The sequence below is a fragment of the Bombilactobacillus sp. ESL1092 genome (assembly GCF_058107465.1).
In genome coordinates, this window is record NZ_CM176594.1 from 719,046 (window position 1) to 744,780 (window position 25,735).

Below are 25,735 nucleotides of genomic sequence, written 5' to 3' on the forward strand. Positions count from 1 at the left end.
ATTTAAATTTACTGATTAACTTGATTAGGCGCACTGTGATCTTGGAAGTAATTAATCAAGTTAGTCGAAGCTTCTTGCGCGATCGCCGTGCGCGCTTCTAACGTACCCGTCCCGGCATGTGGACTTAAGACTACATTATCTAAGTCTCTTAGAGCTTGTGGAATATTGGGTTCTGTTTCAAAAACATCTAATCCCGCCCCCGCAATTTCGCCGGTTTGTAAAGCTTTGATGAGATCATCTTGCTTAATTAATACTCCCCGAGCGGCATTTACGATATAAGCAGTTGGTTTCATCTGCTGAAAAACAGCTGCATTAAAAATACCAATGGTCGATGGTAAGGAAGGCGCATGTAACGTAATCACATCACTTTGCTGAACCAAAGTCTCAAAATCAACATATTTCACGGCTAATTTTTGTTCCAAGTCACTATCTAATCGACGTGCATCATTATAGATAACTTGCATGCCTAAAACTTGGGCAAATGCTGCTACTTGCGAACCAATGCGGCCCATACCGTAAACCCCTAAAGTTTTACCTTGTAAGCTCATGCCCATGTATTTCTGCTCGGAAACATCAACCCAGTCGCCGCGCCGGACCAGTTGATCATAAAAATGCAAACGCCGCACCGTTGCCAAGATCAATGCAATCGTCATTTCCGCCGTTGGTACACGCACCCCTTGGGGACAATTAGTTACCACAATACCTTTTTGTTTCGCATACTCAATATCAATATGGTCAAAACCTACACCATTAGCGGTAATAATTTTCAAGTTAGGACCCGCATCAATCAGTTCGCGATCCGCTTTGGTGCCCATTAATAACAGACCGTCGTATTCTTTTAAATGCTCCAAAATCCAGGCGCGCGTTTCAATTTCTGGTTCATAGGTCACATCAAACGTGGCTTTTAATTCCGTTAAACCCGCTTCTGGAATAATTCCTGTGACTAAAATTTTTGCTTTACTCATTAATTGATTGCTCCTTTATTAATTCATCGGTGAACTCATTAGCTGGAAGTTCTAGTTGCACTCTCAACTAGCTTTATTTGTCTAGTACGTAGCTTAGACTAGTCTGCGTTATTTTTTAAACACGGGATCTTCGGCTACCCGCATGGCTTGCACATTTTTTTCTTTAAAGTAAATGCGTTCGGCATTGTTATACATCACATCTTCTAATTCACTAGGCGTAAAGATATCCGTCGCTTCTAACCAAGTTGCTAAATTATGATAAGAGTTAAAAGTTGAAGACCACGGAGAATCTGTGCCCCAGAAAATCCGTTTAGCACCTAGGACACTCTTAGCTAAGCGCACATCTTTTTGACACCGTGGAAATGGAAATTCCGTCTCCCCTTCAATGTCTTGAATAGCTGATAATTCGGTCGCAATATTGTCATACGGTTGCCATTGGGTTAATGCATTTTCTAAACGATCCAAATGATCCGCATTCGGGAAAGATAAGTGACAAACCACAAAATCTAACTGTGGATAGCGCTGTGCTAAGGTGGCGATTGCTTCGGGTTCATAACTAAATTGTGTATAATCACCATAATCAGTCGTAATGACAAACCCAGGATAGTCCGCTAAATAGTGCAAAATCTTACCCACTTCTGGATTAGTATCTAAACGAAATGGTTTGTGATAACCGTGCAGACCGCCACCTTCACTAATTTCAAACTTTAAAGCCCGAAAGCCTAAGTCTTCGACATGCCGCCGCACAATTTGCATCGCATTTTCAGTAAAAGGATCAACCGAAAAAGCGGCCACAAAACGCTCAGGATACTTTTTAACTGTTTGGTAAGAATAATAGTTTTGGTAACCATTCAAACTACCTTGTAATAAAACCGCCTTATTAATACCGTTGTCATCCATCACTTGCAATGCTGATTCGGCTAAGAAATTATCATCACCCCAGCCATCAGGAATTAATTTGACTAATGTACCATCATCCCAAATCGTTTGCCCATGACCTAAAGGCGTCATGCGTCCTTTGCCGTTTAAGCCAGCAATTGACCGTACTAAATGTAAATGTCCATCAATTTTTTTCATCGTGAAACTTCCTTTCTCAAATCAATACTCAATTTTTTCTTGACTACCAGCGTAACCAGCATTTTTATCCGCCATCTTGTTCAAATAGCGCCAAATCTGTGGCCGATATCTGCGTAATACATACAACAGTACCAAGTAAACAACAATTACTAAACCAATCCACAGTGGATTCTTCGAAATAAAGGCAGCAAAGACTAGTGCATTCAAGGGCCGTGCCATCAAATTAAAACTCGTAATCAAGACAATGCCAGCTGGAATTGCCGCACCGTAATGTGACACAGCTCCCGTATAAATGCTGCCTAACCAGCTAGAAGCATACAAGCCTAAACTAAACCAAACAATGCCGTTCGCGATTACTTTTAAAATATTGCCCCGTGTTAAGGCGACAATGGATTCCACCATGAACGGCAAGGAAATCAAGTCCACAATTGGCAAAGTTTTATTTCCCGGTAAGATAAAGGCGATTAACACCATAATTGGAATTAAGATCACGCCCGAAATAATGGTTGCAGGTTCACCATAACCAACGCCATCATCAACGCCCAAGAACCACCGCTTTTTATCTTTGACCGGATCAACTTGACTCGCAGTTTGCGTTTGTTGCTTTTTGCGCTTGTCAATTTCATCTGCCAACGGCGTAAAGGCTTTGGAAAAGACGTCCGTAATTAATGGGAAAATTGTCATGACCGCTGACAACTCAATCGCAAAGGATAAGATTTGCCCCCAAGCTTTTAAAGTTCCCAGTTTCGTTAAGTTACCCAAAATGCCAATCAATAAACCTAAAATAGCTCCTAACGTTGTCGGTTCGCCAAAGACACCCAGTTTATTTTTAAAGTATTCCGGAGTCATCTTAACCTTGTTAAAACCTAATAAATTCCACAATGGATCTAAAATAATAGCCGGAATCACTTGCTCAATATTATGTAGCGAAGCGACTGATGCATTCTTCACCCCATAATAATCAGACCAACGATCCGCTTGGACTTCTGCTAATAATAGTGCATATAGTAACATAAAGAATGATAGTCCCAAAGATAACCAGAAGTTATGCGTAACGTAATAACATAACGTGCCCCAAATCATAAAACCAAAATTATTCCATAAATTCGAAGCCATAAAGATTTTAGTCACACCGAAAGCAAATAATAACAACTCCGCAATTAAACCAAAAACAAAGAAGCTTAAACCAACTGATGAGCCAAACGAAGCTAACGAGCCTGCTTGCCAGCCAATATCTACAACCGGTAATTTAATTCCCGTTTGGTTGACCATTTGCTTAATGATTTTCGTGACAACTGGTGTAAAAGCTTGAATAATCCAACCAAAGCCAGTTAAACCAACTCCTGCATAGAACGCACTCATCATCGCTGTTTTAACTTTTACCCGTAAACAAACTGCGACAATAAAAATCATGATCGGAACCACTACGCTAGCACCAAAAACTTGAAATATTTGATTGACTGTTTCTAACATAACTTCACCTTCCTTACTGCGCTAACAAATGTTGAATTTGTTGTAAATTTTGCGCTAACGTAGCCTGATCAGTGGCATATTCCAAACCAATTTGCTCAACTTTCGACACTGTCGGCAAAAAGTCTGACCATGAAATTGATCCTTGCATTAAATCCGTCGTCACTTGTTGATTTTGAACATTTTTCAAATGCAAGTAGTTCGTGACTGGCTGTAAAGTTTGCCAGGCTTGAGTAATACTAGCATCTAGCCAATACCAGTTCGCCACGTCAAAACAATAATGAACGTTTGTCAATTGTGGGGTGAGACTTTGAAAGAACTGTGCAGTTTGCGTCAAATCACTTTGAGTCGAGGTTTGATTATTCTCAATCTCTAATTGACAATCTGCTTGCAAAATTTGCGCTAATTGCGTTGCCCAATTAGCATTCGTAGGCGCAAATTCACCTAAATTCAGTTTTAACGACTGTGCCTGTAAAGTTTGCTGTAAGTGGACATACTGTGACAATTTAGGATTTAGTTGTCCGGCTTGAAACAAAACATCATTAATACTCAAATACAACGGCAAATTAATTTGTTGGGCTTGTTTTTGTAGTTGTTGTAAAGCTAATGGCTGCAAATCCAACCATTCACTACGTAACTCCAGCACATCAAAACCCAATAATTTAGTTTGTTGCATAATTTTTTGATATGGCACCTGTGCTTGAATCAAGTGCTGAAAAACAGCAGTATTGGCAATATATTTTGGCATTTTATCACCTCCTTTAATTTTTTGTGAAATAAATATCAATATTAAACGATTAACCTTTTAACTTAACGACTAAAGGTCATTTACCATTTGCCCGCACGAATCTGCTATACTAAAGATAAAAATTATCTCTGTTCGAAGGTTACATTATGACAAAATTAACAATTAAAGATATTGCCCAAATGGCAAACGTTTCAACCGCCACTGTCTCTAATTTTTTAAACGGTAATTATCAACGCATGTCATTAAAAACGCGGCAAAAATTAGAAACCATTGTTCGCAGTACTAACTTTGCTCCTAACGGTAGTGCCCGCAATCTGGCCCGCAACGAAAATAACACTATTGGTATTTCTCTCGCCGACATTACTAATCCTTTTACTTCGCAAATGTTATCTGGTATTTACGATCAATGCGATCGGTTCAACTACCGCGTTCTTTTTACCAATTCGAACAATCGTGAACAAAAGGAAATGGATAATATTATCCGTTTAACTAATGAGAAAGTGGCAGGCATGATCGTCGATCCAGTCAATCCGGATAGTCCGGTCTATAAATCATTGTCAAATCAAACAACCGTCATGGTTGACCGCCAACAAAGTCCCTTGAATATTGACACTGTTGCGACTGATAACGTCGAATCAGTCAAACAATTAGTTGCTAAGATGAAACAGAAAAACTATGATTTATACTTTGTCACTTGGCCCTTTCAGAACATTAGTACTCGGACTCAGCGCTTTGAAGGTTTTTTAAAAGCCACCGGTTATCACAACACAGTCGATCACTTGTTAACCGTGCCACATAACGGCTTAGATCAAGAATACGAACAATTCACAAATAATCTAGCCGCCATCATGCACCAACCACGCAATAAAAAGATTGGTTTTTTCTGTATGAATGCGCGGGTACTACTACGGTTATTAAAAGCTATGCAAACACTCAATTATAGTTATCCCGCAGATTATGGAGTTGCAACCTACGAAGAGTTTGATTGGATGCAAGTGATTAATCCAAAAATTAGCTGCATTCGCCAAGACTCCTTTTTAATTGGGCAAACCGCTATTCAATTATTACATCAAAAAATCACTACCAAAGATCACAGTTCGCAAGCACCACAATTAAAACTTATTCCCACCAAACAGATTACCGGCGCCAGTTTTTAAACCAAATACCGATTTGGTTGAGCAAATTTAGTTAACCGTTTAACTAAATTACAATCTTATTGTATTCGTTTTCCTCCAATTGTCAACCTTAATTTTTCAGCGTGTTGTTTCTAATAACTTGCTGATACTAAAAAAGCCGCAGATTCCTGCGACTTTTGAACTGTACAAATTTTTAATTTACTGGATTAGCGACTGGTTCGGAAGTTGCTTGTTGTTCCTCTTGATATAATTTCTTGTCATACATTTTCAAAAATGGATAGTAAATGACTAGTGACACGACTAAATTCAACAACGCCACTGCGGCAGCCATCAAATTGCCACTTGTTCCAATAAAAGCGCCAACACCCACTGGCAAAATCCAGGCAATCGCGGCATTAACATAACCCACAAAGTGTAGTTTAATTGCCATATAGGCAATGGAAGCTAAGATCATGGGATTAACGATAAACGGAATAATCAAATATGGATTATAAACAATCGGTGCTCCAAAAATCACTGGTTCGTTAATATTGAAGATGGCTGGTAAAATCGCTGTTTTGCCTAAAGTTTTCAATTGCGCCGATTTGGCCACAGTTAGCATTAAAATTACTAAGCCCAGCGTACCACCAGCGCCACCAATAAAGACCCACATATTAATAAAATCGCCGGCAAAAATATTATGCTGACCATTAATATTTTCGGTTAAAGCCACTAATAAAATGGGGTTTACAAAACTATTCTTGATAATTGCCGTCCCGTGAACACCAACAGCCCAGAGTAAGTGAATCAATAATAAAATTACCATCATGCCTAACCATGATCCGGTCAGATTTTTGACAAAGCCAAATGGTGCAGATAATAGTTGATGTAAATCGGTCCCCATTAAGCCTAAGATAATATCTAAACCAATCATTACCACCGCCACTAAAATAGCGGGAATTAACGAGGCGAAGGAGCGACTAACACCTTCCGGGACCCCTTGGGGCATTTTAATGGTGACATTTTTATTGACACACAAACGGTACAGCTGCACGGCAATAACTCCCGTAATAATTGCAATAAAAATTCCGACGCCACCAAAGCGAGTCAGCCAACCATTAACCATGGATACCCCACCAGCTAGATAGTTATGGGCGGCAACCACTTTATCTGCACCCACAGCGGATCCTTTTTGCCAAGAAATACTAGGAACGGTTAACAAAAACGCAAATAATGACAGTAAAGCTCCGGTAAACGAATTAAGTTGAGTTTCTCCAGCTTTGCGATATTGTTCAATGTAATAATACCCTAAAGCCACTGCGTAATAGAGTGCAATGGAACCCAAAGCCATGGTATTGCCCAACATGTAAAAGCCACTAAATTTCATAATGGTATTTTTGAAAAAATTAGCCGCAAAGGGAAAAATTTGTGGCAAATTATTTAAAATTAGAAAGATAGACGCCACAATCGTAAAGGGCACCGCTGCCAAACTGGCATCCATGATGGCCCGAATGATTTTGGTATTGGCTAATTTATTGAGCGGCGGTAACAAGTACTTATTTAAAAAATCAAAGATTGCTTGCATTACTCGACTCCTCGCTGTTTAATCACTTGCTGATACCAGAAATAACTATCTTTGGGATAACGGGCCAGCGTTTTTAAATCTTGCTCTGTCCGATCGACATAAATTAAGCCATAACGCTTTTTCATTCCTTCATGCACACTCACTAAATCTAAGGCTGACCACGGTAAATAACCTTTGACAGGCACTCCAGCTGCCACAGCCTGTTGCACACTAAAAATATGTTGTTTGAGATAATCAATGCGGTATGGATCATGAATTTGGTGATCACTGGTCAATTCATCATATGCCCCTAAGCCATTTTCCGTAATATAAATTGGCAATTGATAACGATCATTAATGACTTCCAGTGTCGTTTGTAAACCTAAAGGATCTACTGTCCAGTTAAAATCATTTTTCTGTAGATACGGATTGGTCAATCCTTTATAAAAGCCTGCTTCATAGACGTCTTCTGATTGCTGATCGCTGACGCCACTGAGCCGGTCTTGGTGCGTCTTGGGATATTCAACAGTTACACTCGTGTAATAATTGATTCCCAAAAAGTCCGGAAAGTTCTCGGTTACCAAAGCTTGATCTTCTGGTAAAATTTCCAAATCAATGCCGGTTTGGTGTAAATAAGATTTAAACAGAGGATTCAGCCGCCCACGTACCGAAAAGTCTAAATACGCCCAGTTCCGCACCGCATTAAAATATTCCGCCGCACGAATGTCTTTTGGATCAGCACTCCCTGGATAAACGTAAGAAATATTAGGCACTGGACCAATTTGAGCTTGCGGTAACATTTGGTGGCATAAAGCAAAGGCCTTTTTTTCAGCAATCATTAAATTATAAAAAGCTTGGTAGCGCTGCTGATGAGTATAAGTAAATCCTAAAATTTTGCGATCAGCTAACAACATAATGTTAGGTTCATTAATGGTTAACCAATAATGAACTTGATCACCAAAATTTTCAAACAAAGTTTGTGCATATTGCTCATAGGCTTGGACCGTTTGTCGATTAGTCCAACCGCCTTGTTCCTGCAAGCTCTGGGGCAAATCAAAGTGATACATTGTCACCATCGGTTCAATATCAAAGTGATGCATTGTATTAAACACGTCTTGATAATGTTTAATCGCTAACGGATTAACCGCACCCACACCTTGGGGAATAATCCGCGTCCACGGGATCGAAATCCGTAACGCCTTGGCTCCCATCTGAGCCAATAATTCAATATCTTCCTGATAGCGGTGATAATGATCACTAGCCACTGTAAAATCAGCAATTTGTGGATCGCGTTGGCGACAGTCTTGCACCGAAGCAGACTTGCCATCTTCACTAGCCGCCCCTTCAGTTTGGTGGGCCGATAATGATGCCCCCCATAAAAAATCTTTATCTAGCATAATAACTCCTTTATTTTAAGTATATTAATTCAGAATCATCTGTCATACGAAGCATTATGAAAGCCTTACCATGCTTTGTCAAGTAAGTGCTGTCCTTCACCAAACAAATATCGTATTCTAACGTAAAAACTTATTTTGTACAACAAAAAAGCACCTAAAATATAGGCACTCCATTGTAATTTTTTAAAGTTAGTTATTGCTAAGCAACAAATTCTATCCCTGTCAACTAATGAAATTGCTCTCCCTTAGTGGTCACCGTATCATGCAACACTTGCCGTACCGCACCCGGGCCAGCAATTAAGCGTTGAAAGTAATTTTCAACCTTAGTACCAACGCCAATTGCATAGAGATCATTCCCAAAACTACTACGATTACTTAAGATGGGCTGTAAAACCTGGTGCACATCTACATCAGAAGCTCCTAACTGTACGTCTTGTACATAAGCTTTTAAGGTTGCCAATTGGGGATCGGGACTTTGCACAAACTGCTGTCCTTGGTCATCTACGCCCATTAAGTAACGACACCAGCCCGCTAAAATTAAAGGAATAAATTCCAAAGTTTGCGGATCGCGTGTGGGATCATCTACATAATGTTGCAACGTTACTCCATAGCGGATCGCTAATAATTGTGACGTATCCGTTGCAATCCGATATGGAGTATCTGGAATATTTTTATTAGGCAAACGCTTGTCAATTAATTCTGCAATAAATTTTTGTGGATTAATAATCTTGGGATCTTTGACTACAGGCAGAGCTTCACCATAACCCAAATTCTTGATTAAACCCAATAAATCGGCATCAGCCACTTCATCAGCAATCGAAGTAAAGCCTAGTAACGAGCCGAAAATTGCTAAGGCAGTATGCAAAGGATTCAAGCACGCCGTTACTTTCATTTGATCGGCATCATTAACCGTGGCTCGGTCAGTCATAATAACCCCTGCTTGTTCCAACTGCGGACGCCCATTTGGAAAGTTATCCTCAATGACTAAATAGTGCACTTCCTCAGTGTTGGCAAAGGGTGCAATCACGGTGGTTTTAGCTGTGGTCAAAATTTGTGTATCACTAAAACCACTTTGTTGTAATTGTTGGGCTACATCAGCACTTGGACTGGGCGTAATCCGATCAATCATACTGCACGGGAAGGTGATTAACTCAGGATTAGTCAAATAATCAATAAAATCGGCTGCTACCAACTGATTATCAACCCAGCCTTTGGCAATTCGTAAAACTTCCGTTTGCAGTTTTAAACCATTCTGTGAAAAGTTATCGGTACTGACTAACGCTAGTGGTAATTGACCAGCTTTAAAACGTTCATATAACAAGTGCGCCACAATACCCATATTGGTGATTGGTGCCTCCGGTCCGTGAGCAATGTCTGCCTGGGCTGCCTTGGTTAAGTTGCCGGCCACATCAACTAATGAATAACCTTTTTCCGTAATTGAAAAAGTCACCAATTGTAGTGTTGGTGCCACAAAATAGTTCGTCAATTGCGCCCACTGCTGGGCATCATTATGATCTACAAATAGTGAAGCGGCCACACTAGCTAACAATTCTTTATCTAACGTGCCGTCCTCTTTGAGAACAACACTAAGCATCCGATTATTGGCTGGCTGATAAATTTTTTCAATCACTTCGGGATCAAAAGTTTCCGCCACAATGATTCCGCGGTCTAATTCCCCCTGATTTAATAAATCTTGAGCAATCTTTGCATGAAAACAACGAAATAAATTGCCGCCACCAAAATGAATCCAAATGGGAGCTTGGAGCGTTTTTTGTGTAAGCGCAGTTTGATCGTATTGGGGAACGGTAATGCCCGCCTCTCGAAAACTTGTTGCTTGTTGTTGATAATCATCCGTCAATCGAACCATGTCATTACTCCTTTAAGTTTAGTTATGCTTAAGTAAATATTAGCCAAGTAACTCAACTAGTAGCTGCTGCTCTGACTAATTGGTTGGATATTCCTAGAAAGACAGTTACGCTCGCCATTGTTTCTAGAATTAAGCTCAATTTCGCGTAATCGCTTTCTAAAAATACCTTTTATTATACCATTTTTAATTTTAGCTATAAAACATTAAAAGAGCCTAACTTCGATCACCGATCGAACATTAGACCCTTAAATCATTTAAAACATGACCACTTCCAATGACATTAGTCAGTTACATTCAAAGTGACTGTTCCAAAATCATCCGTAAATTTTGCTTCCCAAGTTCCCGGTTGTAAGTGTGGCGGCAAGATAAATGTTCCAGTTGACGCATGCGTCCCCGCTGGGAAACTAAAGCCTTGCTCAGACAATTTTTTAACTAACCATTTTAAAGATGTCACTGGATTACCCAAAACTTCACTACCTTGGCCATGGGCTTGTTCCTCACCATTAAAAGTTAAAACTGCAAAAACGTGAGCTAAATCCGCTAACTTTAAGGTAGCACCATCTTTCACCTTGCCGCCCACGACTGCGCCCCCAACAGCCGTATCACTTAATACTAAATATTTATTCAGATCCGGGAACCAGTTCGTAAACCGCGCATCAGGCACCTCCATATCCGCAGCAACATAACAATTTTGTAACAACTCGGTTTCTGACATTGCGGGAGTCAGCGGTCGTTTAGCAGTAAATTCAAATTCCACTTCGACCAAAGGCTCATTGTAATCTTTCAAACTCAAGGTGGTTCCAGAATCTAAAAATTTGTCCGCTACCTGCGCGCCATAAAGTGGTGAATCAGCATCAAACATTTTTTGCGTTTGCTCTGAAGTTAAAGATACCTTATAACCAGCAGTGGGCTGCCCCTTTAATTTCATCACTGCTTGTTGCACCTCATATGCTGTGTCAAAATCATTGACCACATCAGCATAATCAAAACTTTGGAGCGGTTGATTATCCTTAAATGCTTGGTATAAATCCTTAGCTAATTGGTTTTGTTGTTCTGTCAGTGTCATGATACTATCTCCTTTGTTAGAGAAATAAAAAAGATCCGCGGCTTATGTTTTAAGCAGCGGACCTAAAAATGAATCATCAGCTGCCTACCAAATTGGATTTGATAGGCACCACAAGTTGTCAGCACCTATCATTCAATAATGACAATGCTGATAATAATTCGTGTAGTTGCTTGTACTGATGATGTCATTGTTTTACCCCTCTTTAATATTTTATAATTTAGTTATAAAACTTTAATTTAGAAATGTCAACAGTTAATCTAATTTAGTTTCAAAACTAAGCAACTATTGACAAGTCTTCAAAGTCAAAATGGAAAGCTTAAATATATTTTTCCACGTCAACGGTTTTGATAATTGTCGCAAATTCTTGATCCAAGGTAGCAATTGACACATCCTGAACTTCTTGGGCGCTATAACTTTGACCACGATAATCCTTAATTGCAAAAGAAGCCGTTGCATCTTCCACTAAGTAAGTATCAAATCCTAAATTTCCAGCCATTCGCGTAGTGGTGGATACGCAATGCGGCGTGGTCAAGCCACAAATGAATAATTTTTTAATTTGATGTTCTCGTAAAATATTTTCTAATTTAGTTCCAATAAAAGCACTGTTCACCGTTTTCTCCAAAACAATTTCCGAAGATAAAGGTTCGGCCTGCTCTTGAAATTGGAAACCAGGACTTTGAAAATAAAACCGCGATTGCGGATCATCACTAATATGATGTACGTTAATAACTAATTCTTCTTGCTTACGAAAAATTTGTAACAACTGTTGCACATTATCTTCAGCAAATTCATTATTTCGCGCTCCCCAGCTACCATCGCGAAAAGTTTTTTGTACATCAATTACCACTAATGCTACATTTCCCATATCAAATTCTCCTTATTGATTAACTAAATTTTAGAGATTAGTTTGTATTTTAACTATAGCGATGTCTTATATATCTTTGAAAAGCTCAGCATTAGATTACATACTCAAGGTATTACTAAAATTCTGCAACAAATTTAAAAAAAGTGGAGACATTATTTTTCAAGGTTCATTTAATGATTTGTGAAAGCCTGATACAACTACCAAACCATATCATAATATCTTTCAAATATCTCAATCAAAATTTCTAAACACACTACAACACTAGTTACTGGGGTAAAAACATTTTAATTTGACAATAAATACCCTGATACTATCACTTTAGACCAAAGTTTACCACACGTTTTCAGCTGTTCAAATCTGACTTACCAATTATTTCTGCAACTGAATAGATCACTACCATTCACAACACTATACGAAAAAAGCTGTTCATCAACTTACGATGAGCAGCCTTTTTATTTCAAGAATATTAAAGATGTTACTTACTAAAATCAATCGCTGGATTTTCCTGATTAACAAGCCAAGTTTGCGTTTGGACTCCTAAATATTTCTGTAGTAGATTTTGCAACAATTCTACAGCTTGCTTTTGATCATCCGCACGGTCAGGATTAACATTTTCTAAATAAAAAATCACATTTTTAGAATGTTCACTAATCTCTACGCGACTACTATCCCGCCAATTCCAGCAACGACAAACAACTGACTCTTCATCTTGATAAATTACTTCACCTGGCAAAGCTTCCTCAGCAGAATCTTCGCCGATTGGGAAGAACTGCTCACCACCGTGCGCAATCGTTAACTCTAAATGACCTTGCAACAAATCCATGTCCTGTCCACCCAAAGGAAAAGCCCATGTCAAAGATACAATATTATAAAGATCGACAATCGGATTAATCGAACCGACACCTTTACCTTGCTTAGCCCGCTTCAGCAAATTTTCGACTGAACTACGAGCCCCTTTTTTGGTTTTGAACTTGTGATAAGCTTGCCGCCAATCTTGAACTACCGGATTTTGGCCAATCGCATCCTCTGGTAACCATTTAACAGCATTCTGGTTAGCTTCAGCCAACAACTTTGGCATATCAGCTTGCGAATGATTATCAACATCTTTGGCAACAATTACCGAAATACTGGCCTCTGGAAATAATTGCCAGAACTTTGGACTAACCGTAAATTTGGTTAACATAGTTTTCTCTCCTCTGAACACCAGAAATAAATCATTTTCTCTTCACAATTCATATTATAGACTAGCTTTTCCAGACGCCAAATAAATATCTCAAACTTTGTTGCAAATAAAAAAGGACGCCACAGGCGTTAATAAATCTGCGGAAGAAATTCCTAGTTTTACTCACCTGACGTCCAATATAAAAAGTAAAGCGGTATTTTTAAATTACATAATCAATAATTTCTAAAACCTTTTTCTTGAAAAGAAGCTATTATCTAAACAAAAGACCATACATCTGTTTGTAGGTACTCTGATATGGTTCATCTAACAAATTGATGTCCGCCAACAAAGCTTTTTTCACTGGCGATTGTGCTAATGGAATATTTTGTTGGTCTTGTTGATTCATCAATTGGGAACATTGATTACTAATTTTATTGATCAAAGTTTGTTGTGGATCATTGTTTAAAGCATTGTTCTTTAAACCAAACTTAGTCACAGTCCACTTGTTCATGTTATTAGTTTTATCAACAATGTTATCTGTCGATGTTAAGCGATTCTTCGTTTCTGCATGATAAATCTCCAGTGTATCACCCGGGTTTAAAGCAAAGGTCACATTCCCCTTAGTGACACCAGTACCTTCAATGGTCTTAGTAAAAGTAGTCTTATTGTTGCTGTCTTTCACAGTTATTTGTGCATACTTTTGACCCTTGTAATAAGAATGCGGTGTGGTATTAGTAATTGCCAAAGTTGCCTGGTGCTGATTTAAATTTGTCTTCAAGGTGGCAAACTTATTGTCATTGACACCCAGAAAATCTAATTCCTGATTAGTTAAAGAACTAACACTAACATTTTTCAAAGTCAGTGCTGTATTGTTGTTCGCTTCTTTCGCATAAACGTAGTTCTTATTCGGCATGTATTGCTGCATGGCTTTTCCAGAGAAAGCTAAGGTGTAAATACCGTTCGGCACATTCTTAAAGGTAATAGTCTTAGCCGTGATTGGTTGCGAAGCCACCACTTTAGCACCATCTTTCAAGGCAATTGTAGTACCCTTTAGATTTTGAATATCGTCAGTAGTTAGGTTCAACGTTAAGTTACCAGTCAAGTTTAACGGGGCAATATCTTTGTTTTGAACCATTTCAAAATTGGAATTAATTAAAATGTTTTTGTCTAATAATTTCCGCGCAGTAGCTAGTTGAGCTTGTGGTACGACATCAGCTAAGGACGCCACAGCTGGATAATTAGCAGCTCGATTTTTTTCTTGTTGTGAACCATTAACGCTTAAGCCCCAACGTTGTAATACCGGGGTAAAGTCCTGGTGACTATTTTCACTGTAAACTTGGTTCATCAAGTCTGGTAATGGGTAGTCACTCTTCTTAAATCCCGGTTGGTTGGCTAATTGCCGATATTCTTGGTACATCTTAGTAAAGGAACTGTCACCAGCTTTTTGCTTGAGCATGGTTAATAGAATTAATTTACCGCGTAAATCAACATCAGCATAACCGCCTTTGTCAGTCACTAAGGTTTTGTACAGACTATTTTCAACGGCATCTTTTTTACCATAGTTAAAGAGCCAACCAATTTGATCAGCTTTCTTACCGTACTTAGTATATTGATATTGCACGCCAAACAAATTATTAGACACTTCACCGGTATACATACCGACGCCGTCAAAACCAGCTTGATAACCGTGCGCAATTTCGTGTAAAGTAGCCCAATCAAGTTTGGTCAGCCACATTTTAACGGATCTGGAAGTATTAGCGGCCCACTGATCGCTATAATAAGCGCCACCAGAGCCATGAGCATCTGCTTTTAAGAAGTAACGATTTTGACCGTTCATGTTGGTTGGTGTAGATCCGTCAAAACCGGCCATTTTGTTATAAAAAGCAAAGATCTCAGTATAGTGATCAATTAATTCGTCTAAGTTTTTGTAATCAGTTAACTTTCTCACAGCTTCCTTATCACTCTTGGGAATTAATAATTGAAAGTCTTTGCCCTTAATTAACGCAAAATTACCGTCGTATTGGTCCCAAGTCTTGAAAAAGGCGGTTTGATTACCTTTGTAGGTATAAATTGGTAACGGCTTTTGCGCTCTCGTATCTTCGATTTCATATTCTAAAGTCGCAGATGTCTTGCCATAAGGAGTATCGACAAAGGGTACTAATGGTGAATCCGCACTCACAGTTGTCCAGCTGGAACCGACCGTCACACTTTTTTCCATTTTTGAATCATAACCCAGTAATCGCAAGGTTAAGTTACCAGTAAAGTTAGGATTGGTTTGCCGAACTTTCAAGACCGTATTTTCACGCAAGATAAATCCCAAATCTTGACGATCATGATACTTACCCTTACTCATACCCGCATTTTCAATCCAAGTTGGTTCGGGCAAACTGGTAATGGTTTGCGTTTTGGTAGCCGCCTTAATATTCAGCGCGCTACTAATAAAGAAAAAGAACATCAACAAAAATAATCCTGATATTCTTAAGAAATTTTTCTTCACTTTGATTCCTCCAAAACATAATTTTTTAAACTGCTCAGTTTTCCAAAATAACAGCAGCAAAACAAAATGCTGCGCTTCTCTATGATAGAACTAAAACAAAAATCATTTAACCATTAAGCACTGGCAGTCTTCAATTTTTAAGTATCTATTGTAAGCTTCTCTGATTAATTGATTATTATTTTTGATATATCAAGATTTAGTACAGCAAAAATAGTTCACACAATAAGATAAATGCACAAGAAAACATCTTAACATTTACCAAGCATTAATCCAACCTTATTGATCAATTTAATTTATAATTTCCGAACATAAATAGTGACAACTAAAACAAAAAAGGTTGCGACAAAAATTGTTTAGAAGTTTGGCTTGCACTTCCAACTTTTGTCTCAACCTAATCTTTTGATCTAGTATCTATTAAAACATCTTAAATGCTTGATCAATTGTTTGATATTCACTCGCAGTTAAATTAATTTTCAAGGCGGCGGCATTGCCCTGAACTTGCTTGACATTCCGTGCTCCTGGGATGACCACACTGACTAGTGGATTAGCCATATACCAAGCTAAAACAACTTGCGTGACTGTCGCAGCATGGGCTTGCGCAATGGTCCGAACTTGTTCCAAGCCAGTAATTGCATCATTGAACTTAGATTCAGTTAAATATTCCAATAACTTACCGCCGTCACTTTGGTGAAACTTGTTCCAATCGGCTTTAGTATATTTACCAGTTAACAAGCCCGAAGCTAATGGGAAATATGGTACAAATGAGATTTGATGATCTTTGAGATATTGCATTTCTTCTTGGGCTGGACTTTTATAGATTAGACTAAATTGATCTTCTACAATGTCAACTTGACCATCTTTATTAGCTTCCTTAATTTGATCTAAGGAGAAGTTAGAAACCCCGATAGCGCGAATTTTACCCGCTTTTTTCAAATCAACTAAAGCAGCCACGGCTTCATCTTTAGGAGTCTTTTCATCAGGAAAATGAATATAAAAAATATCAATGTAGTCGGTCTTTAACCGCTTCAAAGCCTTATCAACAGCTTCTGTTAAAAATTGTGGAGTGTTATTCATGGCGAAGTTTTGGGCTGGATCTTGTGCCGCCTTATCAGCCACAATTATCTTGGAACGATCATATTCTTGCAAGACGTCGCCAATAATCTCTTCCGAACGCCCGCGTCCATAATCAAACGCCGTATCTAAAAAATTAACACCTTGGGCAATAGATTCGCGTAACAAATCATAGCCATCTTGCTCATTCAAATTTTGAAATAGATTATGACCACCAACTTTATTAGCACCCAAACCTAACTTAATTGTCGTTACATCACTTTTACCAATCTGAACTGTCTCAACCATAATAATCTCTCCTTTCGTCAGCACTAGTTATTCTGCAATTTTCGCCAAAATATATTCATTAATCCCCGAACTCATCGATAGCGCTAACATTTGTTTCTATAAATTATTATATTACTAAAAAACACTTTTACTAGTATTTAGTTTGAAATTGCTACCAAATGACGGCAAACAAATTTTTAATTAAGCAAAATTTGAACAATTAAAAAAAGCTGGCAACAGGCAATGAAATTGCTTGTTTACCAACTTTCTGATTTGATTAACTACCAAATATTGACCCGCTTTTCTGGTTCTAACCACATACCATCATGTTCGCCAACATTAAACGTAGTATAAAACTCGTCCATGTTTTGGGCTTGGACATTGGCCCGTAAAGGAGCTGGCGCATGCACATCCATACTCAAAAACATTTCCATCAATTGTGGTGTGGATTTGGTCCGCCAAACGCGCGCCCAATTCATAAAGAATTCTTTTAAATCAGCATCCGCTTCAGACTTAGTGGCCTCTAAAGCACAGCTTAAACCACCAGCATCTGCCACATTTTCACTCACAACCAATTTTCCATTGACTTTGCCATCCGCAAAATCAATCCCATCAAATTCATGAATCATCTTTTGCGTTAATTCTTTAAATTTCGCATAATCTTCTTTAGTCCACCAGTCATGCAGGTTTCCATATTCATCAAATTGAGCACCGTTATTATCAAAACCATGCGAAATTTCATGAGCGATCACGGCTCCAATGCCACCGTAATTAGCACTGCTAGATTGCTCTAAACTGTAAAATGGCGCCTGTAAAATTCCGGCGGGGAACGTAATATCATTACGAGAGGGGTCATAACAAGCATTAACCAAATGCCCCGGCATTGCCCATTCGCCCCGATCCACTGGTAGTTTAAATTTAGCAAAATTGTCAGCAATCAAAACTTCAGTAATGGCTTGAATATTAGCCCATAAAGATTCCTTTGGATCAACAGTTATCTTTTGGAAAACAGCATTAACTTTTTCAGGATAGCCTATTTTGAGCACCATCTTATCTAACTTCACAACAGCTTGTTGTTTGGTTTGAAAGCTTAGCCAATCATTCTGCTGAATCCGCTGTTCATAAATTGCAATCATTTTACGGACCATTTGCTCAACATCCGCTTTGGCTTGCTCACCAAAATAAGTTTGCCCATAATACTGGCCAATGACTTCATCAAAATATGAGCCTGCTAAATGATAAGCTTGCTTTAATGGTGCCTGTAATTCTTGATTACCGCTCAAAGCCAAACTGAACTGTCCGGCAATTTCGCGTAAATCCTGACTTAAATAAGCACCCGCACCCATAACATAATTAACTAACGTCCAGCTCTTTAAGTTATCAAAAGTAGCTGCATTAACAATCTCTGTAAAGTATTTATAAAAACGCGGTTCACTGACATTGACAGTGGCTACGTTGTCTTCGACTGCTCCTTCGATCAAGCTCTGAAAATCAACGACGCCGCCTAATTTAGTCAAATCACTTAAGGCTGTTGGGTTATAGTCTTTGACATAATCGGCTTTTTCTTCAGCACTTTTCACTACTTTAGCTAATGACTGATCAAACGCCACGGCTTGTTGGGCAATCTGGTTAGCATTGGCGGCAGTTTCTCCAATGGCTTGTAGTAATTGTGTTGCTGTTTGTTGATAAACTGCTAACAATTTTTGACCACTCGGATTATCTTCATAATAAGTCGTATCCGGCAAGATCAAACCCGGCGCAGAAAAATCGACAACATTTTTACTGGTATCCTTCATATCTGCCGTCACATAAACACTAAAAGGCAATGGATATCCTGCTGCTAGCCATGCTGGCAATTGCTTAACCCAATCGGCCAAACTAGTAACTTGCTTGATTTGCTCATAACCAGCTTGGGCAGGCTGAAATCCCTCTTGATTGCGGCGCTCCATATCAGCAGCTACTTGATAAAATTTAACAGCCTGCGCCAGTAACGGATTAGTAATTTCTTTAGTACCCGCCGCAAAATCTGCCAAATCTTGCATTAACTGTTGTTCAATACCTAAATCCAAATCCGAAAAACCACCGACACGCGACTTGTCAGCAGGAATTTTGGCAGTCTTTAGCCATTCACCATTGACCGCTAAATACAAATTATCTTGCGGGGTCGCAGTTGCACCTTTAGTCGTATCGCCTTGACCACCAACTACTTGTTGGATTGTTGAACTCATATCGTTGCCTCCTATAACTTTATTAATAGTTCAAATTCTATCACAATCAAGTGGCGGACGATAATATTTACAAACAACATTATAATAATGCAATAAAAAAGCTCCTAGATCTAATCGCATCTAGGGGCTATTTGAATTTAATTAAAATATAAATGGATACTATTATTTGCGAATTGCTTCAAACTTTTCTGTTTGTTCTTTAATACTCTTTTCTGCTGCTAAACGTTCAATGCTGGAAGCACCAAAGAATCCGTCAATTCCGTTAACACGTTCAATAACATAAGCTGCATCTTCAGGTTCAGCAATTGGACCACCATGACAAATTACCATAATATCTGGGTTGACTTTACGTCCAGCATCCAAAATTGCCTGTACTTTTTCAACGCATTCATCCAAAGTTAAAGCGGTCTGTGCCCCAATGGCACCTTTGGTAGTTAACCCCATATGCGCAACCAAGATATCAGCACCCGCTTCAGCCATTTTCGTTGCCTGATCAGTATCAAAAACATAAGGTGTTGTTAGCATTCCTAATTCATGAGCCTTATGAATCATGTCTACTTCTAGATCATAACCCATACCTGTTTCTTCCAAGTTTTGACGAAATACACCATCAATCAAACCAACCGTTGGAAAGTTTTGAACACCATTAAACCCTTGATCCTTTAATTGCTTTAAATAAATATCCATTACTCTAAACGGATCAGTTCCACAAACGCCCGCTAAAACAGGAGTATGCTTAACAATTGGTAGCACTTCTTGGCCCATCTCAACTACAATCTGATTAGCGTCACCATAAGACAATAGACCGGCTAAAGAACCACGACCAGCCATTCGATAACGACCAGAATTATAAATAATTAACATATCTGCACCACCAGCTTCACTACTTTTAGCAGTAATACCGGTTCCTGCACCAACCCCAACTAACACTTCACCTGTTTGGCGTTTTTGTTTAAAATCTGCAATAATTTGACTTCTGCTTCTATTATCCAATCTAATCATTTCCTTTCATCAAATAATTTAATTCCGTCACACAATTAGAGGTAAATTGTGGATCATTTATGTTATAGGGTAATTCTTTAACTGTAACTAACTGATTATACAAGCGAGATTTTAATGTAGTAACAAATGCTTGATCAGCATCAGGATCATAAAATGGACCACCTATAGCATCCAACTCTGAAAATCCTTTTAAAGGAATCATAAACGTAACAGGTGATTGTGCCTGATTTAATTTATCACTAATATATTCGGCAAACATTTTATTTTCAGCTGGCGTTGTCCGCATTAAGGTTACAGTCGGATTATGCTTAACTAAATTGCGCTGTCGATACTTATCAGGAACACTATCAAATGTTCCAAAATTAACCATGTCTAAAGCTCCTGGAGCAATTACTTCAGGAATTTTGGATATAATCCCCGCTTCTAATCGTGTAGGTCCAGCTGTCAGGACACCGCCACAAAGTTCATCAGCAATTTCTGTAGTAGTTAAATCTATAATGCCCTCAAAATAATTTTGGGAAATTAAAGATTCCATCGTTTTACCACCAGTTCCTGTAGCATGAAAAACCAAAGTTTCTAAGTTTTGCTGTGTCAATAATTGACGCACATGATCCACTGCCGGAGTAGTCACTCCAAACATGGTAGCTCCAATTAATGCCTTGTCATCACTTTCAGTATGAACTTTCAAATTAACCATTCCCGAAACAGCTTTGGCAGCATTTTCGAATACTTTCCGTGAGATTTTATTGATACCGGAAACATCAACGATTGATGGCATCATTAAAATGTCACTGGTTCCTACATAGTCACTAGTATTACCTGAAGCCATCGTCGAAACCATGACTTTAGGCACACCCAAAGGTAATGTCCGCATCGCTGGAGTAACCAAAGCAGTTCCGCCTGAACCTCCTAGTGATAAAATTCCTTGAAATTTACCTTCTCGATATAACCTTGGCAATAGTATTCTTAACCCATGGCCCAAGATAGCATTAGCTTCACCACGTGTATAATTACTGCGAATATCATCCATGGTTAATTCTTCAACATTAGCTATTTGATCATCATCAATATTCACTGGTACCGTTGGTTCAAAAACACCTGCATTGATCATAATTACTTCGTTTCCCAACTGTTCCAGTATCTGACGAACATAGCCATACTCTTGACCTTTGGTATCTAAAGTCCCTACTAAAGCAATTGTGCTCATTAATTAACCTCCCTTCAACTTTATAAATTCATATTATGTCAAAAGCGGTTACAAAAACAGGTAATATTGTTCACGCTACTAGTGATTATATGTGTTTTAAATAAACACTAGGGGCTTGACCAAAATACTTTTTAAAAATTTTATTAAACTGTGCATAATCATAATAACCAACTAATTCCGCAATTTTACTAAGTGATTGCTCTTGATGTTTCATCAATTCTACTGCTTTATTAAGACGAAAACGGACCAGATATTCTGTAAATGATTTATTAGTTTGTTTCTTAAACATCGTGCTTAGATAAGTAGGTGATAAATGTAAAATCTGTGCTAAATCTGCTAAGCGAATAGGTCTTGAATAGTTATTTTGAATATAATTTTCAATAAATTGAATTGGTTGATAATGGAGGCAATCATCACTTAAAGTCTTTATAGTCAAAGAATCATCTGGTGTATGATCAGCGGTTTTAAAATCATGAACTTGTTTGGCAATTGTCTGTTCCTGAATAATACGTTCAAAAGTAGAACCACCAATATAGCCACTAATAGTCGGCAAAAGATTATAGATATAACGAACTTCTGTTAAATCATTGATAACACCTCCGTACAACATCAAGATACTTTGACAAGAGGTTTGGTTCAAAGCTTCACAAATATTTTTAACTTTATCAATAATTGATTCAAAAGTAGCCATTCTACGTGCACCCAGTACACCACCTTCTGTTAACCCCAGGTGAATGCAAATGACATCCACTCCAACTTGATTAGCTGCTAGCGCTTCCTTTTCATTGGTAACAAAAGCTACCGTAAAAACACCCTGCTTATGTAGCGTTTCTAACAACTCAATTTCTTGATCATACTTAATATTGGCTTCACTCAAGGCTTCTCTAAATTGACCATCTAACAAACTAACCGTAGGATAATTTACTACACCGGAAATGTGATACTGCTTTAAAAAGTTGATAAGATTCGACACACTTAGGTAAGGATCGGTAGCATTAATACCAATCACGCAAGGAAAATCATTAATAAGTGGCAATATTTCTTGCTTAGTGATATCAAAAATCTGACGATTACTGTTAGTAAAAGGTAAATATGCCCCTAAAGATGAGCGTCCCATTTGGCGGAACTTACCAGAATTCAAAACCATAATAAAGTCTGCTCCGGCATTTAAGGCACGTAATGCACTCATCCCTGTGGTAGTACTAATACTTAAGAGCGGATGCTTTAATTTTAATTGTCTTTTCAATAAACTTTTTAATTGATTAACCATAAATTGACCTCTGATAAAGATTTACTTTTAACCAAATCTTACTATTTTCAACAATAATTAAAAAGACACTGGTTTGTCCAATAATCTAGTAACATTAAATATGTCATTTGGATGTGACTCCACACAAAAAGTATAGAACAAAAAAATGTTCGCATTTAATACGAACATTTTTTGTGCTTTAAAAGTCAGATATTTTGGTTGAACTTTTCAGCAACTTTTGGCCAATTTAATTTAAGACTGATTAACAGCTTGAATAAACCGTTGAAAAGCAGCTTGACCCTTGTTATCTTGTTTAAACACACCGACATCTGCCAAGACTTGTTGAAACACCAAGCCTAATTCTTGTTGCAAAATTTGTTGAACATTATGTGTATCAATCTCTGGATACTTCTGTTGCATCATTTGCGCCCAAGGTCGATGATAATCAGCCATTTGGTTTGGTTGTTGTAATAAAAATTTAGTTACTTCTTGTAATTCAGGAACTAAGCGCGGCGGCAAAATGGCTAAGCCCATCACTTCAATTAAACCAATATTTTCTCGTTTAATATGATGCAAATTTTGATGTGGATGAAAAATACCATCCGGATATTGAATTGAAGTGCGATTATCGCGCAATGCTAAATCCAACACGTATTGCCCCTGCTTTTGATAAGCAATAGGCGTAATTGTATGGTGATTTTGCCCTGCAGTTTGTGCTAACACTGCGACTGTTTCATCAGAATATTGTTGCCAAACTCGTAAAATTCGCGTAGCCGCAGCGACTAGGCGTTGCTGATTAGTGCCTTGCAAGCGAATAGTGGCTACCGGCCACTTCACAATACCAGCCGTCACATCAGTAAAATCTTTTAACGAAATAACAGTTTGTATCGGCGCTTTTTGCATTGCAAACTGATGCAGACCACCTTGATAATGATCATGGCCTAAGATCGAGCCGCCAACAATCGGTAAATCAGCGTTACTGCCAAAAAAATAGTGTGGCAAAATTTTAACAGCTGCTAATAAATTACTAAAAGTGGTTGCGTCAATTTTCATCAGCCGCTCCGCTTGTGATAACACAATACAATGTTGCTCAAAATAAGCATACGGTGAATACTGCAAGCCCCACATTTCACCACCTAAACTCAGCCGAATTAAGCGATGATTGCGACGCGGTGCTTGCTGCTCACTTCCCAAATAGCCTTCATTTTCAAAACTAAGAGCATCATGAGGATAGCCACTAACTTGTTTTTTGGCCTTGGCAATTTGCTTAGGATCTTTTTCTGGTTTCGAAAGATTAATCGTAATTTCCAAATCACCATATGGGCTCGGCGTTTGAAAGGCAATATTCTTTTTAATTGCGGCTTCTTGAACATACCCATTAGATTGACATAAATGATAAAAGTTTGTGGTTGCTTGTTGTGGACTTAATTGATATTGATTCCAAAATGTTTGATTAATTCGGCTCGGAGTTGGCGTATACAAATCTGTTAATTCCGCTAACAGCTGTGCTGATTGCCACGGTTTAGTTATTCGCTGATTATTTTGCGCACAAATAACTAATTGTTGTGCTAATTCCAATAAAGACCCTTGCAGCGCTGAGCCTTGCGGCGTAGAACCAACCTTTTGCAAAATCAAATTAATTAAATAACGTCGATCTAGCGGTTGGTAAGTTTGCTGTGTTTGAATAATTCGGTCAGCGTACACTTCAATCAAAGTTGCCATTCAGTTCAACCTTCCTTAATCTCATGTGGTCCATCAGCAATTTCTGCTACATAAAAATCCGCTGTTTGGTGCATTGCTTGTTGGTAAGTTTGCCCTACCTGTTGAATAAATGCTGTCGTTTGTTCCTTTTGCACAATCGCAATCGCGCACCCACCAAAGCCTGCCCCCGTCATCCGAGCTCCTAAGGCGCCAAATTGCCAAGCGGCATGTACTAAAGTATCTAACGCCATGCCACTAACAGCAAAATCTTGTTCCAAGGAAACATGCGACGCGTTTAACAAATGACCAAATGTCGTTAGATCTTGTTGTTTCAAGGCAGTTTGTGCCCGTAAAGTGCGTTGATTCTCCCAAACGACATGGCGGGTTTTACTCAAAACGTCTGCATCCACCAACAAATAGCTATATTCATCTAATTGCTGCGGCGTAACCTCACACAAAGTTTGAATTGCTAATTTGGTTTGCAACAAATTTAACGCAGTTTCACAAGCATTTCGCCGTTCATTATATTTTGAACCAGCTAAAGCTCGCGGTTGATTGGAATTCATAATCACAATTTGATAGTCGCCCAAGTTCACCGGTACATATTGATAAGTTAACGTCTTCGTATCTAATAAAATAGCCTGCTGCTTTCGTCCTAACGCCACCGCGTACTGATCCATAATTCCCGAATTGACTCCAATAAAGGCATTTTCTACCTGCTGTCCATTCAAAGCCAATTGTTGTAAAGAAATCGACAGATTAAACTGGCTTTGACAAATAATCCCTAGCAATAACTCTAAAGAAGCTGATGAAGATAAGCCTGCACTATTAGGCAAATCCCCCTGAATCAAAATGTCAAATCCATGTGTTAACTGAAACTTTTGCCGTAGTAATAATTCTAATGTTCCCACAACATAATTCAGCCACGTATTATCCTTAAATAAATGTAAATTAGCCAAATCAATTTCACAGATACCACTTGTGGCAAAGTTTTCGGAGTAAAGTCGCCACTTTTGATCGGTTCGTGGTCTGATAGCCGCATAGGTTCCTAGACTAATTGCACAAGGTAAGACCATCCCGCCATTATAGTCCAGATGTTCACCAATTAAATTGATCCGTCCCGGTGCAAAATAAAAGTTCGTGGGTTGCTGTGCAAATTGTTGTACAAAAGCGTTCGTTAAAGTTGCTGGGGTAATGGTCATAAAATTTCCTTCTTT

Annotated in this window: 19 protein-coding genes; 1 reads left to right on the forward strand and 18 read right to left on the reverse strand. The window is 38.5% G+C overall.

Annotation, left to right across the window (positions count from 1 at the left end):
- Positions 1-8: 8 nt before the first annotated feature.
- From AC3B6Y_RS03345 to AC3B6Y_RS03360, 4 genes are all read right to left on the reverse strand, one after another.
- Entirely contained in the window at positions 9-965 is a 957-nt protein-coding gene (locus AC3B6Y_RS03345) for an NAD(P)-dependent oxidoreductase (protein ID WP_489769454.1), read from the reverse strand.
- A 108-nt stretch (positions 966-1,073) separates the two neighbouring features.
- Positions 1,074-2,042, reverse strand: coding sequence for an amidohydrolase family protein (locus AC3B6Y_RS03350; protein WP_489756731.1), 969 nt, complete (start codon positions 2,040-2,042; stop codon positions 1,074-1,076).
- 21 nt (positions 2,043-2,063) lie between these two features.
- The gene (locus tag AC3B6Y_RS03355) at positions 2,064-3,515 is read right to left on the reverse strand and encodes a PTS transporter subunit IIC (protein ID WP_489756732.1); all 1,452 of its coding nucleotides are present in this window, start codon (positions 3,513-3,515) and stop codon (positions 2,064-2,066) included.
- A 13-nt stretch (positions 3,516-3,528) separates the two neighbouring features.
- The gene (locus AC3B6Y_RS03360; RefSeq protein ID WP_489791377.1) at positions 3,529-4,260 is read right to left on the reverse strand and encodes a hypothetical protein; all 732 of its coding nucleotides are present in this window, start codon (positions 4,258-4,260) and stop codon (positions 3,529-3,531) included.
- A 146-nt stretch (positions 4,261-4,406) separates the two neighbouring features.
- Here AC3B6Y_RS03360 and AC3B6Y_RS03365 point away from each other — a divergent pair, with 146 nt between their 5' ends.
- Entirely contained in the window at positions 4,407-5,417 is a 1,011-nt protein-coding gene (locus tag AC3B6Y_RS03365; RefSeq protein ID WP_489791378.1) for a LacI family DNA-binding transcriptional regulator, read from the forward strand.
- Between the two features lie 172 nt (positions 5,418-5,589).
- On the opposite strand, the gene celB is transcribed toward AC3B6Y_RS03365, so the two are convergent.
- The 14 genes from celB to AC3B6Y_RS03435 all read right to left on the reverse strand — a co-directional run bounded on the left by celB (position 5,590) and on the right by AC3B6Y_RS03435 (position 25,720).
- Entirely contained in the window at positions 5,590-6,960 is a 1,371-nt protein-coding gene (gene celB / locus AC3B6Y_RS03370; RefSeq protein WP_489791379.1) for a PTS cellobiose transporter subunit IIC, read from the reverse strand.
- Entirely contained in the window at positions 6,960-8,336 is a 1,377-nt protein-coding gene (locus AC3B6Y_RS03375) for a glycoside hydrolase family 1 protein (RefSeq protein ID WP_489791381.1), read from the reverse strand. Before AC3B6Y_RS03375 ends, celB begins: the two co-directional genes overlap by 1 nt.
- A gap of 226 nt (positions 8,337-8,562) precedes the next feature.
- On the reverse strand, positions 8,563-10,203 hold the full coding sequence (locus tag AC3B6Y_RS03380; protein ID WP_489791383.1) for a mannitol dehydrogenase family protein: 1,641 nt from the start codon (positions 10,201-10,203) through the stop codon (positions 8,563-8,565).
- Between the two features lie 280 nt (positions 10,204-10,483).
- Positions 10,484-11,269: a 2-keto-4-pentenoate hydratase gene (locus tag AC3B6Y_RS03385; protein ID WP_489791384.1), complete on the reverse strand. Its 786-nt coding sequence runs from the start codon at positions 11,267-11,269 to the stop codon at positions 10,484-10,486.
- A gap of 316 nt (positions 11,270-11,585) precedes the next feature.
- On the reverse strand, positions 11,586-12,134 hold the full coding sequence (locus AC3B6Y_RS03390) for a cysteine hydrolase family protein (protein ID WP_489791386.1): 549 nt from the start codon (positions 12,132-12,134) through the stop codon (positions 11,586-11,588).
- Positions 12,135-12,609: 475 nt separating this feature from the next.
- Positions 12,610-13,317 carry a B3/B4 domain-containing protein gene (locus AC3B6Y_RS03395; RefSeq protein ID WP_489791387.1) on the reverse strand — a complete coding sequence of 236 codons (708 nt, stop codon included), beginning with the start codon at positions 13,315-13,317 and terminating at the stop codon, positions 12,610-12,612.
- A 250-nt stretch (positions 13,318-13,567) separates the two neighbouring features.
- Complete coding sequence (locus tag AC3B6Y_RS03400) at positions 13,568-15,793, reverse strand: putative mucin/carbohydrate-binding domain-containing protein (RefSeq protein ID WP_489791388.1); 2,226 nt, start codon at positions 15,791-15,793, stop codon at positions 13,568-13,570.
- A gap of 414 nt (positions 15,794-16,207) precedes the next feature.
- On the reverse strand, positions 16,208-17,152 hold the full coding sequence (locus tag AC3B6Y_RS03405) for an aldo/keto reductase (RefSeq protein WP_489791389.1): 945 nt from the start codon (positions 17,150-17,152) through the stop codon (positions 16,208-16,210).
- A 260-nt stretch (positions 17,153-17,412) separates the two neighbouring features.
- On the reverse strand, positions 17,413-19,359 hold the full coding sequence (locus AC3B6Y_RS03410; RefSeq protein WP_489791391.1) for a M13 family metallopeptidase: 1,947 nt from the start codon (positions 19,357-19,359) through the stop codon (positions 17,413-17,415).
- A 162-nt stretch (positions 19,360-19,521) separates the two neighbouring features.
- On the reverse strand, positions 19,522-20,352 hold the full coding sequence (locus tag AC3B6Y_RS03415) for a phosphoenolpyruvate hydrolase family protein (protein WP_489756744.1): 831 nt from the start codon (positions 20,350-20,352) through the stop codon (positions 19,522-19,524).
- 1 nt (position 20,353) lies between these two features.
- The gene (locus AC3B6Y_RS03420; protein WP_489791393.1) at positions 20,354-21,568 is read right to left on the reverse strand and encodes a Tm-1-like ATP-binding domain-containing protein; all 1,215 of its coding nucleotides are present in this window, start codon (positions 21,566-21,568) and stop codon (positions 20,354-20,356) included.
- Positions 21,569-21,653: 85 nt separating this feature from the next.
- Positions 21,654-22,838: a phosphoenolpyruvate hydrolase family protein gene (locus AC3B6Y_RS03425; protein WP_489791394.1), complete on the reverse strand. Its 1,185-nt coding sequence runs from the start codon at positions 22,836-22,838 to the stop codon at positions 21,654-21,656.
- Positions 22,839-23,069: 231 nt separating this feature from the next.
- Complete coding sequence (locus tag AC3B6Y_RS03430; protein ID WP_489791396.1) at positions 23,070-24,539, reverse strand: UDP-glucose--hexose-1-phosphate uridylyltransferase; 1,470 nt, start codon at positions 24,537-24,539, stop codon at positions 23,070-23,072.
- Between the two features lie 5 nt (positions 24,540-24,544).
- On the reverse strand, positions 24,545-25,720 hold the full coding sequence (locus tag AC3B6Y_RS03435) for a galactokinase (RefSeq protein WP_489791397.1): 1,176 nt from the start codon (positions 25,718-25,720) through the stop codon (positions 24,545-24,547).
- Positions 25,721-25,735 lie beyond the last annotated feature (15 nt).